The organism is Pseudoxanthomonas kaohsiungensis, from assembly GCF_010211765.1.
Lineage (GTDB): Bacteria > Pseudomonadota > Gammaproteobacteria > Xanthomonadales > Xanthomonadaceae > Pseudoxanthomonas > Pseudoxanthomonas kaohsiungensis.
In genome coordinates, this window is record NZ_PDWO01000011.1 from 47740 (window position 1) to 61142 (window position 13403).

Below are 13403 nucleotides of genomic sequence, written 5' to 3' on the forward strand. Positions count from 1 at the left end.
CCATCGAACCGGTACCCGACATGATCCCGCGCCTGAATCGTTCCGAAGGCGGTAGCCGCGCATTGCTGGTCGGCTCGGTGATGCTGGCCACGCTGATGCAGGCGCTGGACACCACCATCGCCAACGTCGCCCTGCCGGACATGCAGGGTTCGCTGTCGGCCACCCAGGACCAGGCCTCGTGGGTGCTGACCAGCTATATCGTGGCGGCCGCCATCCTGACCCCGGTCACCGGCTGGCTCGCCGCGCGACTGGGCCGGCGCCGCCTGCTGATCATCGCGGTCAGCGGCTTCACCGTGGCCTCGGTGCTGTGCGCGATGGCCACCGGCATCGGCCAGATGGTCATGTTCCGCATCCTGCAGGGCGTGTTCGGCGCCTCGCTGGTGCCGATCTCGCAGTCGCTGCTGCTCGATGCGTTCCCCAGGGAAAAGCACGGCGCGGCAATGGCGATGTGGGGCATGGGAATCATGGTCGGGCCGATCCTGGGCCCGCCCCTGGGCGGCTGGCTGACCGAGTACTACAGCTGGCACTGGGTCTTCCTGATCAACCTGCCGGTCGGTGCGGTTGCGCTGGTCGGCATCATGGCCAGCGTCAGGCCGGAAGTGCCGCGCCCGCGTCCGCTGGACGCGATCGGCCTGGCCCTGCTGGCGCTGGGCATCGGCGCGCTGCAGCTGTTCCTGGACCGCGGCGAGACCATGGACTGGTTCGGCAGCCTCGAGATCCAGGTCGAGGCGGCGCTCGCCTTCCTGGCCCTGTACCTGTACGGGCTGTGGTGGTGGAGCCGGCGCGATCGCGCGCTGCTGGACCTGGGCATGCTCGGCAACCGCAACTTCGCCGTCGGCTGCGTGCTGATCTTCGTCGTGGGCATCGTGCTGTTCGCCACGCTGGCGCTGATGCCGCCATACCTCAACACGCTGATGCACTATCCGGTGCTGACCATCGGCCTGGTGCTGGCGCCGCGTGGCATCGGCACCATGTTCACGATGATGCTGGTCGGGCGGATGCTCGGCCGCATCGACGCGCGGATCCCGATCCTGGTCGGCATGGCGATGATGGTGCTGTCCCTGCACGGGATGTCGCAGTTCGGTACCGAGGCCTCGATCGAGGCGGTGGTCTGGCTGGGCGTGCTGCAAGGCATGGGCCTGGGCCTGGTGTTCGTGCCGATTTCCACGATCGCCTATTCGACCCTGCCGGCGGCGCAGCGCACCGAGGCCGCCGGACTGTTCAGCCTGGTCCGCAACATCGGCTCCTCGGTGGGCATCTCGATGGTGGTCGCGCTGCTGGCGCGCGCCACCCAGGTCAACCACGCCGAGATCGCCGCGCGGATTCCCGCCTACGGCGCCGAGCAGGGCCTGCTGCCGGCGATCTGGAATCCAGCCACCGCTTCCGGCGCGGCGATGCTCAACGCCGAGGTGACGCGCCAGGCGGCCGCGATCGGCTACGCCAACGATTTCTGGCTGATGATGGTGCTGACCCTGTGCGCGATGCCGCTGGTGCTGCTGATGCACAGCGGGCGCCACGACACCGGGGGCAGTGCCTCCGATGCGGCGGCGGCCGCGCATTGAGCGCGGCGCCGCCGGATCCGGGCCATGATCGGCGGATGAAACTCGCAGGCATCCACCACGTCGCGATCATCGCCTCCGACTACGGGCGTTCCAAGCGCTTCTACGTCGACGTGCTGGGCCTGGAGGTGGTCGCCGAGGCGTACCGCGAGGCTCGCGACTCGTGGAAGCTCGACCTGCGCCTGGCCGACCGCACCCAGCTGGAGCTGTTCTCGTTCCCGGCACCGCCACCACGACTGTCGCGCCCGGAGGCCTGCGGCCTGCGCCACCTGGCGTTCCGGGTCGCCGACCTGGACGCCGCCCGGGCGCACCTGCGCGCGCATGGCGTGGACTGCGAGCCGGTGCGGGTGGACGAGTACACCGGACGCCGCTTCTCCTTCTTCGCCGATCCGGACGGGCTGCCGCTGGAGCTCTACGAAGGCTAGGTGGCCGCGGTCTTGCACGCGGGCCGCAAGCCGATGCAATTAGCCGAAGATCGAAGTCCGTGCAATGTGCTGGATCACGGCCGCAGGGGACAGGGTCGATAGAATTGCCGCATCCCCACCGGAACACCACCAATGAGCAACAGGATCGCGCACGCCGGACTGGCCGCGAAGCGGATGAGCGCCGAGCAGGCCGCCGCGCTGATCGACCCGGGCATGTCGGTCGGCATGAGCGGCTTCACCGGCGCCGGCTATCCGAAGGCGATCCCGCTGGCGCTGGCGACACGGATCACCGCGGCGCGCGACCGTGGCGAACCCTTCGCGTTGCGCATCCTCACCGGCGCCTCGACCGCGCCCGAACTCGACGGCGCGCTCGCCCGTGCCGGCGGCATCGACTTCCGCCTGCCGTACCAGTCCGACCCGGAGCTGCGCGCGCGCATCAACGCCGGCGAGATCGAGTACATGGACATCCACCTGGGCCATGTCGCGCAGTACACCTGGTTCGGCTTCCTCGGCCACATGGACGTGGCGGTGGTCGAGGTGAGCGCGATCCTGCCCGATGGGCGGCTGGTGCCGTCGACCTCGGTGGGCAACAACAAGACCTGGCTGGACCTTGCCGACAAGGTGATCCTGGAGGTCAACCACCGCCAGCCGCGCGGACTGGACGGGATGCACGACATCTACTACGGCACCGCGCTGCCGCCGGCGCGCAAGCCGATCCCGCTGGTGCACCCGGGCGACCGCATCGGCGAGCCGTACCTGCGTTGCGATCCCGACAAGGTGATCGCCGTGGTCGAGACCGACGCGCCGGACCGGCTCGGCGCATTCGCGCCGCCGGACGACACCTCGCGCCGCATCGCCGCGAACCTGGTCGATTTCTTCCGCCAGGAGATCCGCGCCGGGCGCCTGCACGGGCAGCTGCTGCCGTTGCAGTCGGGCGTGGGCAACGTCGCCAACGCGGTGCTCGCCGGCCTGCGCGACGCCGGGTTCCGCGGCCTGACCGCCTTCACCGAGGTGATCCAGGACGGCATGCTCGAGCTGATCGGCGACGGCACCATCGAGGTCGCTTCGGCCAGCTCGTTCGCGCTCAGCCCGCAGGGCGTCGCCGACTTCGTCGCCAACATCGACCGCTACCGCGAGCGGATCGTGCTGCGCCCGCAGGAGATGTCCAACCACGCCGAACTGATCCGCCGCCTCGGCGTGATCGGCATGAACGGCATGGTCGAGGCAGACCTCTACGGCAACGTCAATTCCACCCACGTGGCCGGCACCAGCATCATCAACGGGATCGGTGGTTCGGGCGACTTCGCCCGCAATGGCTTCCTGTCCTGCTTCCTCACCCCGAGCACGGCCAAGAACGGCGCGATCTCGGCGATCGTGCCGATGGTCAGCCATGTCGACCACACCGAGCACGACGTGGCGGTGGTGGTCACCGAGCAGGGCCTGGCCGACCTGCGCGGCCTGTCGCCCAAGCAGCGCGCGCGCAAGATCATCGAGAACTGCGCGCACCCGGATTACCGGCCGATGCTGCAGGACTACTTCGAACGCGCCTGCCTGCACAGCCGCGGCCGGCACACGCCGCACCTGCTGCCCGAGGCGCTGTCCTGGCACCAGCGTTTCCTCGAGACGGGCACGATGCGGGCCTGACCCCGGGGCCTCCGCTTCCGGATCCGGCGAGACGCGCGTCCCCGCTTCGGCTGCCCGGGTTCGCGCGCCGGGCGGCGCACGGGTCGATGCAGAAAAAAGCGGGCGGCACCTGTGCGCCGCCCGCCGTGTTCGGTCCGACGCGACGCGGTCAGCCCAGCGAGGCCAGCCACTCGTCGTCCGAGCCCTCGTTGACGCCCTCGAACAGCGGCGTGGAGAAGTAGCGCTCGCCGGTGTCGGGCAGCATCGCCAGGAGCACCGAGCCCTTGGGCGCGTCGGCGGCGACCTTCAGCGCGGCGGCCACGGTGGCGCCGGCGGAGATGCCGACGAAGATGCCTTCCTCGGCCGCCAGGCGCCGCGACGTCGCGATGGATTCGTCGTCGCCCACGCCCAGGATCTGGTCGGCGACTTCGCGGTTGAGCACGGCCGGGACGAAGTCCGGGGTCCAACCCTGGACCTTGTGCGGCTTCCACTCGTTGCCTGCCAGCAGCGAGGCGTTGACCGGTTCGGCGGCGGTGATCTTCACTTCGGGCCGGGCCACGCGCAGCACCTCGCCGACGCCGGTCAGCGTGCCGCCGGTGCCCCAGCCGGTGATGAAATGGTCGAGCCGGCGGCCGGCGAAGTCGCGCAGGATCTCCGCCGCGGTGGTCTGGCGATGGTAGGCCGGGTTGGCCGGGTTCTCGAACTGGCGGGCCAGGAACCAGCCGTGCTTCTTCGCCAGCTCCTCGGCGCGGCGGACCATGCCGCTGCCGCGCTCGGCCGCCGGGGTCAGGATCACCTTGCCGCCGTAGGCACGGATCAGCTTGCGCCGCTCGATCGAGAAGGTCTCCACCATCGTCGCCACGAACTTGTAGCCGCGCGCCGCGGCCACCGCGGCCAGGGCCACGCCGGTGTTGCCCGAGGTCGCCTCGATGATGGTGTCGCCGGGCTTGAGCAGGCCCTTGGCCTCGGCGTCGAGCACGATCGCCAGCGCCAGGCGGTCCTTGACCGAGCCGGCCGGGTTGAACGCCTCGACCTTGGCGTAGAGCTCCACGTGCGCGGGCGCGACGCGGTGCAGCTTGACGACCGGGGTGCGGCCGATGGTGTCGAGGATGCTGTCGTAGATGGCCATTGCGTTGTTCCGGAAGTCGCGGGAAGGCGGGAAGTGGGAGGGGATACGCGTTAATCAGGCGGCGCGGGCCAAGGCCGGTTCAGCGACCGGCGGGCCCAGGGGCGCGGCCCCGAACCAGTGCAGGTGCGTCGCCAGCGCGGCCACCTCGCCGAGGATCAGCAGCGCCGGCGAGGCGACGTCGTGCGCGCGCGCGGTGTCGGGCAGGTCGCCCAGGGTGCCGGTGACCACCCGCTGTTCGGGCCGCGACCCGTTTTCGACCAGCGCGAACGGCGTGCCCGGGTCGCGGCCGGCGGCCAGCAGGCGCTCGCGCAGCCGCTCCAGCCCGGCCACGCCCATGTAGACGGCCAGCGTCTGCCGCTCCTGGGCCAGCGCATCCCAGTCCAGGGTGTCCACGCCGTCGCGGCAGTGCGCGGTGAGCAGGCGGACCGACTGGGCGTGGTCGCGATGGGTCAGGGGGATGCCGGCGTAGGCCGCGCAGGCGACCGCGGCGGTGATGCCCGGCACCACCCGGTATGGAATGCCGTGCGCGCGCAGGACTTCCAGCTCCTCGCCGCCGCGGCCGAACACGAACGGGTCGCCACCCTTGAGCCGGACCACGCGACGGCCGGCGCCGGCGTGTTCCAGCATCAGCGCATGGATGTCTTCCTGCGCCATGCTGTGGCGGCCGGCGGACTTGCCGACCTCGACCAGCACGGCGTCGGGATGGGCCAAGGCCAGCACGCCCGGGCCCACCAGGCGGTCGTACAGCACCACCTCGGCCGCCTCCAGCGCCCGCACCGCATGCAGGGTGAGCAGGCCCGGGTCGCCCGGGCCGGCGCCGACCAGGGCCACGCCGCCGGGCGGCAGGTCGAAGGGCGCGCTGGCGGGGGGCGGGGATAGGGTCACGGCAGGACGGGCGGGGCGGAGGGAGCCGGGATGCCGACCGTAGCGCCGGCTCATAACCGCCGGAAATAACTTGCCGCGCCGTGCTCATGCCTTCCGGTTATATGCTGGGCGGGCGATTGCCTCTACAGTCCTTGGCCTGCCCTTCCGCGTTCCCCGAGTGCCTCCGGCACCCCTCCGATGACGCTCACCCAGCTGCGCTACCTCGTCGCCATTGCCGATGCCGGGCTGAACATCACCCTGGCCGCCGCGCGCGTCCATGCCACCCAGCCGGGCCTGTCCAAGCAGCTCAAGCAGCTGGAAGACGAGTTGGGCTTCCTGCTGTTCGTGCGCAAGGGCCGCAGCCTCGAGGCGATCACCCCGGCCGGCGCCGAGGTGCTGGAGCGGGCCCGGGTGATCCTGGCCGAGACCACCAACATCCGTGCCTACGCCGCCAACCAGCGACGCGAGAGCCATGGCCAGCTGACCATCACCACCACCCATACCCAGGCCCGCTTCGTGCTGCCGCCGGCGATCGCGCGGATCAAACGCGAGTTCCCGCAGGTGAGCGTGCACCTGCAGCAGTCCGCCGAAGGCGCCGCGCTGGACCTGCTCAGCCAGGGCGACGCCGACATGGCCGTGGTCAGCACGGCCGGCGGCGAGCCGCAGGGCGGCATCGCGGTGCCGCTGTACCGCTGGCGCCGGCTGGCGCTGGTTCCGCGCGGCCACGAGCTCGACCGCGCCGGGCGGGCGCCGGACATGGCCGAGCTGTCGCGGCACCCGCTGATCAGCTACGAGTCGTCGGTGCGCCCCGAATCCTCGCTGCAGCGCGCCTTCGCCAGCGTCGGCCTGGAGCCGAACCTGGCCCTGACCGCGCTCGACGCCGACCTGATCAAGACCTATGTGCGCGCCGGCCTGGGCGTGGGCCTGCTCGCCGAGATGGCGGTGGGCGTGGGCGACACCGACCTGCGCGGCTGGCCGGCGCCGCGGGAGATGAGCGAATGCATCGCCTGGGCGGTGCTGCCGCGCGAGCGGGTACTGCGCGACTACGCGCTGGAAATGGTCAACGTGCTGGCGCCGCAGATCGACAAGCGCGACCTGCGCCGCGTGCTCGACGGCAACCAGGCGCCGGACTGGCCCGAGCCGCCCACCTGGGAATCGCTGACCCAGACCATCACCAGCTGAGCGCCCCTCGCTGCCGGCCGTGCGTGGTGGCCCGTCGCAGCGGCGTGGACCTTGCGCGGCGGCGGTGTCGCGCGCGGTCGCTAGAATGACTGCTTCCCACGCAGCCGGTCGCCCGCATGAACACGATCATGGTTCCCGTTTCGGTCGGGGAGCTCATCGACAAGATCACCATCCTCGAGATCAAGGCCGAGCGGATCACCGCGCCGGACAAGCGCCACAACGTGCGGGTCGAACTCGAAGGCCTGCTGCCGCTGTGGGAGTCGCTGTCGGCGGGCTCGGCCGAGCTCGCTGGCCTGAAGGCGCAGCTGCGAGCGGTGAACGAGCGCATGTGGGACGTGCAGGACGCGCTGCGCGCCAAGGAAGCGGCGCAGGACTTCGGCAGCGGGTTCATCGAGCTGGCGCGCGCGGTGGCCGCACGCAACGGCGAGCGCGTCGGCTTCAAGAACGAGATCAACCGCCTGGCCGGCTCCCAGTTCGTGGAGGAAAAGCAGTACCGTTGAGCGGCGGCACCCGGGCGCCCTCGGCGCCGTGGGCTGGTGGCGATACGGTTGTTCCTCGACGTCGATCGGGGAGATATCCGCTTCGGGGCGGCCCGGGTTCGCTCCCATGCGGCGTCTCGTCATGCGCAGGCGCGAGTGTGTCGCCCGTCACACGCGGTTCGGCATCGCCTACGTTTGCCTGCTCGAACGAAGCGAACCGAATTCGCGGCTATGACCGCGATTCGAGGCAAAGTTGCGTATTAAGGTGGCCGCTCAAACGCCACGGATGCGTTGTTCTCCCTGCCTTCACAGTCCATAAACGTATTCCAACGTTAGCTGAAGGCGCTTCACGGCTTCCGCACGAAGCCCGCTATATTCCGATGCCCCATGGACGAAGGAGGATTGTCATGTTTTCTGCCAACCATCTGAGAACGGCCCGCATGCTCGGCGTGGCGATGGTCGCCACTCTCGGTCTTGCCAGCTGCGCTACCTACGACGACGAGTTCGCGACCATCAACTCGCGCCTCGACCAGCTCGATACCCGGGTGCAGGGTGCGGCGCAGAGCGCCGAATCCGCCAACCAGTCGGCGCAGCAGGCCAACCAGCGGCTGGACCAGCTGGAAAGCCGCGTCCAGCAGCTCGAATCGGCCCCGACCCGCAAGCCGCGCGGGTAATTCCTTCCTGCGCAGCGTGTTTCGATACGTTTGAACCCTGGAACCGGCGGCCCCTGCTGGCCGCCGGTCTCCTTTCCTGACTACCCAGTTGCGAGGAACCGTCCCATCCGCACGTCTACTCATCCCGCGATACGCGTAGCTTGTTGCGCGCTCGTCTTGGCCCTGGGGTTCGCAAGCGTTGGCGTTGCCAGCGCCCAGGATGCCGATGCGCCGGCCGCAGTCCCGGGCGACCAGTTGCCTCCCGGCCAGGACGTTTCCGACACGGTGATCGAGCTGGCCGGCTGGATCGTCGCGACCGGGGACAGCCACGGTTACCCCTTCGTGATCATGGACAAGGCGGCAGCGCAGGTCCTGGTGTTCGGCGGTGATGGCCGGCTTCGTGGAGCGGCCCCGGGTCTGTTCGGTTCGGCGGTCGGCGACCACACGGCGCCCGGAATCGCCGGCCTCGCGCTGCGCGAGATTCCCGGCCGGGATCGCACCACGCCTGCCGGTCGCTTCGTGGGTGGTTTCGGCCCCTCCGTCGATGCCGGCCGCGTCCTGTGGGTGGACTACGATTCGGCGGTTTCCATGCATCCCACGGCGACGGGCGTCCCGGCCGAGCGGCGTCCGGAACGCCTCGCATCGCCTTCGCCGGACGACAACCGCGTCACCCATGGCTGCATCAATGTCTCGCCGGAGTTCTACGAGGCGATCGTGAGCCCGACGTTCGAGCGCGGCGGCGTGTTCTACATCCTGCCGGACGAGGCCTCGCTGGCGGAGACCTTCCCCGAGTTCGCGCAGAGCCGCGCCACCGCGCAGCGCGCGGACGAGGCGCACGCGTCGGCCGACCGCAACTAGATCGCGGGGCGCTGCCCCGTCGACAGGCGCGTTGGCGGGGGCGATGCCGCGGCTCCTCTCCGGGCCCGGTCAGATGTCCTCGTGGATCCCGCACTCGCGCTTGAGGCCGAAGAAGCGTGTGTCCTCGTCGCGCATGCCCGGTTCCCAGCGGGTGGTGGTGTGGAAGTCGCCGATCGAGACGTAGCCTTCGTGCCACAGCGGGTGGTAGGGCAGGTCGTGCCTCTTCAGGTACTGCCAGATGTCGCGGTCGGACCAGTCGGCGATCGGGCTGATCTTCAGGCGGGTACCGCGCTGCTGCACGATCGGGGTGTCGGCGCGGCTGGCCGACTGGCTGCGGCGCAGGCCGGTGAACCAGGTGCCCACGCCCAGTTCGTCCAGCGCGCGCCGCATCGGCTCGACCTTGCGCAGCTGGTTGTAGTTGTCCAGGCCGACCACGCCCTGCTCCCAGAGCCGGCCATGCCGGGCTTCCATCCAGGCGCGGCTGACCAGCGGGCGATAGACCTGGAGGTTGAGGTCCAGCCGCGCGACCAGTTCGTCGGCGAAGCGGTAGGTTTCCGGGAACAGGTAGCCGGTGTCGACCAGAATCACCGGGATGTCCGGCCGCTGCCGGGTCAGCAGGTGCAGGGTCACCGCCGACTGCGCGCCGAAGCTCGACGACAACGCCGCGGTGCCGGGACCGTGCTCCAGCGCCCAGGCCACGCGCTGTTCGGCGTCCAGTGTTTCCAGTCGTGCGTTGATCGCCGCCAAGTCCAGCGCCGGCACGGCTTCCGGGCTGTTGGCGGCTTCGTGTTCGACGGGGGCGGTGAGGCTCATCGGAGGCTCCGGACGCAGGCTTCGTGTTGGCATGGGTATGTCAGGCGGCCTCGCCGAGCGCGGCCGAAGCCGGATCGACGCGGACGTGGGTCGGGTAGACGGGCAGGGCGACGATGCCGGCGCGGTGCAGGAAGTCGCCGAAGCCTTCGCCGTCGTTGCGCTCGGCGGCATAGCGCGCGAACAGCGGATCGAGCGCCTCGACGATCTCGGCCTCAGTGATGTTCTCGCGGTACAGCGTGTTCAGCCGCTGGCCGCGGTGGTCCGCGCCGAGCATCAGGTTGTAGCGGCCGGGCGCCTTGCCGACCAGGGCGATCTCGCCCAGGTAGGGGCGCGAGCAGCCGTTCGGGCAGCCGGAGATGCGCACCAGGATCGGCGCATCGCGCAGGCCGTGCTGGTCCAGCAGCGGCTCCAGGCGGGCGGCGAAATCAGGCAGGTAGCGCTCGGCCTCGGCCATGGCCAGGCCGCAAGTGGGCAGCGCCACGCACGCCATCGCCGCGCGCGCCAGCGCGGTCGGGGCGCGGTTGCCGGCGTCCAGGCCGTGGTCGCGGACCAGCGCATCGATGCGCTTGCGCTCGCTCGCCGGCACCCCGGCGATCACCAGGTTCTGGTTGCCGGTCATCCGGAACTCGCCCCGGTGCACGTTGGCGATCTCGCGCAGCCCCGTCAGGTGCGGCGCTCCGGGGCGGTCGGCGATGCGGCCGGCCGGCAGCGACAGGGTCAGGTGCCAGCGGCCGTCCTCGCCCTCGGTCCAGCCGTAGCGGTCGCCATTGTGTTCGAACGCGGCGGCGCGCGGTGCGGCGAACGCCACGCCTGCGCGGCGCTCGATCTCGGCGACGATGAACTCCAGGCCGTGGTCGTCGATGGTGTACTTGAAGCGCGCGCGCTTGCGCAGCACCCGGTTGCCGAAGTCGCGCTGGGTCGTGACCACCGCCGTGGCCACGTCCAGCAGGGCCGCGCGCGGGATGAAGCCGACGTTGTTGGCCAGGCGCGGGTAGGTCTCCGCATCGCCATGGGTCGAGCCCATGCCGCCGCCGATGGTGACGTCGTAGCCTTCGAGCTGGCCATCGGCACCGAGCACGCCGATGAAGCCCAGGTCGTTGGCGTACACGTCGACGTCGTTGACCGGGGGCAGGGCGAAGCCGATCTTGAACTTGCGCGGCAGGTACTTGTCGCCGTAGATCGGCTCCTCTTCCTCGCCGCTGCCGGCCACGCGCTCCTCGTCCAGCCAGATCTCGTAGTAGGCGCGGGTGTTGGGCAACAGGTGCTCGGAGGTGGCGGCTGCATCGCCGTACAGGTCGGCGTGGGCGCGCGACAGCAGCGGGTTGGCCGCGACCTGCACGTTGCGGTTGACGTCGCCGCAGGCGGCCAGGGTGTCGATCAGCGCGGCGTTGATCGCCTGCATCGTCGCCTTCAGTTCGCGCTTGATCACGCCATGGAACTGGAAGGCCTGGCGGGTGGTGACCCTCAGCGAGTGGTTGGCGAAACGGGTGGCGACCGCGTCCAGCTTGAGCCACTGCTCGGGGGTGACCACGCCGCCCGGCGTGCGGGTGCGGATCATGAACTGGTACGCCGGCTCGAGCTTCTGCCGACGGCGTTCGTCGCGGATGTCGCGGTCGTCCTGCTGGTAGCTGCCGTGGTACTTGATCAGGGTCTGGTCGTCCTCGCGCAGCGCGCCGGTGACCGGGTCGGCCAGGCTTTCCAGCAGCGAGCCGCGCAGGCGGTGGCTTTCGGCCTTGATGTCTTCGACGGAGTGCGTGGTGGTGCTCATGCGTTGGCTGGGCCGGGCGTCAGTAGACGTCGCGGCTGTAGCGGCCCCCGGTCTGCAGTGAGGTGAGGTACTCGGCGGCGGCCTCGGCATCGCCGCCGTTGTGCGTCGCGACGATGTCCAGCAACGCGGCGTGCACGTCCTTGCCCATGGCGATGGCGCCGCAGACATACAGGTGCGCGCCGTTCTGCAGCCAGTCGTACAGCTCGGCGCCGCGCTCGCGCAGGCGGTGCTGCACGTAGACCTTGTCGGCCTGGTCGCGGGAGAAGGCCAGGTCGAGGCGATGCAGTTCCTTGCGCTGCAGGGCGTCCTGCCACTCGACCTGATAGAGGAAGCCGGTGTTGAAGCGCTGGGCGCCGAAGAACAGCCAGTTGCGGCCGGTGGCGCCGGTTTCGGCGCGCTCCTGGACGAAGGCGCGGAACGGGGCCACGCCGGTGCCCGGGCCGATCATCACGATGTCGCGCGCGCCGTCGGCCGGCACGCGGAAGCGCTCGTTCGGCTCGATGTAGACCGGCACCTGGCCGCCTTCGTCCAGCGCGGCCAGGAAACCGCTGGCGGCGCCGCCGTGTTCGTGGCCGTGCGCGTGGTAGCCGAGCACGTCCACGGTCAGGTGTGCTTCCTCGCCCACGCGCTTGCGGCTGGAAGCGATCGAGTACAGTCGCTGGGCCTGCGGGCGCAATGCGGCCAGCAGCGCGTCATGGTCCCAATCCGCCGGCCAGCGCCGCAGCACGTCCACCAGCTGGTGGTCGGCCAGCAGCGCGGCCAGGCCGGCGGACTGGGTGGGGTCGAGCAGCTCGGTCAGCGCCTTGGCGCCGGAACGTTCGGCATGCGCAGCCAGGAACGGGCGCGACAGCCGGGTCAGCTCGCGGCGGGTCGCCAGCCACTCGGACAGGGGCAGAGTGTGTTCGCCGGAAGTGACAGCGGCGTTGCCGTCCAGGCGCGTGGCGCCCAGCACCGCATCGACCAGCGCCGGCGGATTGCGGTGGCGGATACCCAGCGCATCGCCCGGTTCGTAGGCCAGGCCGGACCCTTCCAGCGACAGTTCGATGTGGCGCACGTCCTTGTCGCCACTGCCGTACTGCAGGAAACCCTGGCCCTTGAACTCGCGACCGCTGATGCGCTGGTTGGCCAGCACTTCGGCCGGGAAAGGGCGCTCGTGCGACCAGGCCGCGGCGGCCGGACGCAGCGGCGTCACCGTGGCCAGGTGCGCGGCCGGCGCGGCGGTGGACTTGAGCAGCTCGCGGGCCTGGGCCAGCGCGCGCTCGCGCCAGGGCCCGGCGACGGTATCGATGTCCAGGTCGGCCTGCCCCAGCTCGGCCACCCGCTGCGCGCCCAGTTCGGCCAGGCGGCCGTCGAGCTTGCGCGCGATGCCGCAGAAGTCGGCGTAGCTGGTGTCGCCCAGGCCGAGCACGGCGAACTTCAGCTCCGGCAGCTTCGGCGCGCGCTTGCCGAGCAGGAATTCGGTGAAGCCGATCGAATCGTCCGGCGGGTCGCCCTCGCCCTGGGTGCTGATCACCAGGTACAGCAGGCGCTCGCCGGCCAGTTCGCGGGTGGCATAGGCATCGGTACGGACCAGGCGCACCGCCAGGCCGGCCGCTTCGGCCGCCTGGGCGATCTTCTCCGCCTCGCGGCGGGCGTTGCCGGTCTGGCTGCCGTAGAGGATGGTCAGGCGCTGACCGGCCTGTGGCGTGGCCGCGGCCGCCGCACCACCCGGCAGGACCGCCAGGTGCGGCGGGGCCTGCACCTGGGCCAGGCCGGCGGTATAGCCGGACAGCCACCACAGCGACGGGCCGTCCAGTCCCTCGACCAGCCGGGCCAGCAGGACCTTGCGGTCCTCGTTGAGCGGACTGGGGGGCAGCGCGGTGGGCGCAGCGGTCATCCTGGCGGGCTCGGCGGGGCGTCTTGGCTAGACGGGCCACCGATGGTAGGAATCCACGAGACCAAGCTGAAACGGCTTGTGGTTATTGGCTTATGCTCTGCGCTTATTTCGCCGGGCCGGCCTGCACCCCGAACATTCGCCGTCCCGGGCCCGCGCCCGGGCTGCGGGGCGTTG

At 70.6% G+C, this 13403-nt stretch carries 11 protein-coding genes and 1 pseudogene; 7 read left to right on the plus strand and 5 right to left on the minus strand.

Features of this window, described 5'->3' with window-relative positions; all coding sequences use genetic code 11:
- The first annotated feature begins 20 nt into the window (after positions 1-20).
- The 3 genes from CSC66_RS12155 to scpC all read left to right on the plus strand — a co-directional run bounded on the left by CSC66_RS12155 (position 21) and on the right by scpC (position 3628).
- Positions 21-1562: an MDR family MFS transporter gene (locus tag CSC66_RS12155; RefSeq protein WP_202935641.1), complete on the plus strand. Its 1542-nt coding sequence runs from the start codon at positions 21-23 to the stop codon at positions 1560-1562.
- 35 nt (positions 1563-1597) lie between these two features.
- Positions 1598-1984 carry an SMU1112c/YaeR family gloxylase I-like metalloprotein gene (gene gloA2, locus CSC66_RS12160; protein ID WP_162377658.1) on the plus strand — a complete coding sequence of 129 codons (387 nt, stop codon included), beginning with the start codon at positions 1598-1600 and terminating at the stop codon, positions 1982-1984.
- A 132-nt stretch (positions 1985-2116) separates the two neighbouring features.
- Positions 2117-3628 carry a succinyl-CoA:acetate CoA-transferase ScpC gene (scpC, locus tag CSC66_RS12165; protein WP_162377659.1) on the plus strand — a complete coding sequence of 504 codons (1512 nt, stop codon included), beginning with the start codon at positions 2117-2119 and terminating at the stop codon, positions 3626-3628.
- Positions 3629-3776: 148 nt separating this feature from the next.
- On the opposite strand, the gene cysK is transcribed toward scpC, so the two are convergent.
- Complete coding sequence (cysK, locus tag CSC66_RS12170) at positions 3777-4736, minus strand: cysteine synthase A (RefSeq protein WP_162377660.1); 960 nt, start codon at positions 4734-4736, stop codon at positions 3777-3779.
- A gap of 54 nt (positions 4737-4790) precedes the next feature.
- Positions 4791-5633 (minus strand): annotated as a pseudogene (gene cobA / locus CSC66_RS12175) (uroporphyrinogen-III C-methyltransferase); the annotation flags it as partial.
- A gap of 165 nt (positions 5634-5798) precedes the next feature.
- Here cobA and CSC66_RS12180 point away from each other — a divergent pair.
- From CSC66_RS12180 to CSC66_RS12195, 4 genes are all read left to right on the plus strand, one after another.
- Positions 5799-6782: a LysR family transcriptional regulator gene (locus CSC66_RS12180; protein WP_162377662.1), complete on the plus strand. Its 984-nt coding sequence runs from the start codon at positions 5799-5801 to the stop codon at positions 6780-6782.
- A 116-nt stretch (positions 6783-6898) separates the two neighbouring features.
- The gene (locus CSC66_RS12185) at positions 6899-7282 is read left to right on the plus strand and encodes a DUF6165 family protein (RefSeq protein WP_162377663.1); all 384 of its coding nucleotides are present in this window, start codon (positions 6899-6901) and stop codon (positions 7280-7282) included.
- Between the two features lie 386 nt (positions 7283-7668).
- Entirely contained in the window at positions 7669-7935 is a 267-nt protein-coding gene (locus CSC66_RS12190) for a hypothetical protein (protein ID WP_162377664.1), read from the plus strand.
- 156 nt (positions 7936-8091) lie between these two features.
- Positions 8092-8772: a hypothetical protein gene (locus CSC66_RS12195; protein ID WP_162377730.1), complete on the plus strand. Its 681-nt coding sequence runs from the start codon at positions 8092-8094 to the stop codon at positions 8770-8772.
- Positions 8773-8841: 69 nt separating this feature from the next.
- Here CSC66_RS12195 and CSC66_RS12200 read toward each other — a convergent pair whose 3' ends face one another.
- The 3 genes from CSC66_RS12200 to CSC66_RS12210 are packed head-to-tail and all read right to left on the minus strand — an operon-like array spanning position 8842 to position 13229.
- A complete protein-coding gene (locus CSC66_RS12200; RefSeq protein WP_162377665.1) occupies positions 8842-9585 on the minus strand; it encodes a phosphoadenylyl-sulfate reductase in 744 nt (247 codons plus the stop codon).
- Between the two features lie 40 nt (positions 9586-9625).
- A complete protein-coding gene (cysI, locus tag CSC66_RS12205) occupies positions 9626-11353 on the minus strand; it encodes an assimilatory sulfite reductase (NADPH) hemoprotein subunit (protein WP_162377666.1) in 1728 nt (575 codons plus the stop codon).
- 19 nt (positions 11354-11372) lie between these two features.
- Positions 11373-13229 carry an assimilatory sulfite reductase (NADPH) flavoprotein subunit gene (locus CSC66_RS12210; RefSeq protein ID WP_162377667.1) on the minus strand — a complete coding sequence of 619 codons (1857 nt, stop codon included), beginning with the start codon at positions 13227-13229 and terminating at the stop codon, positions 11373-11375.
- Positions 13230-13403: the final 174 nt, after the last annotated feature.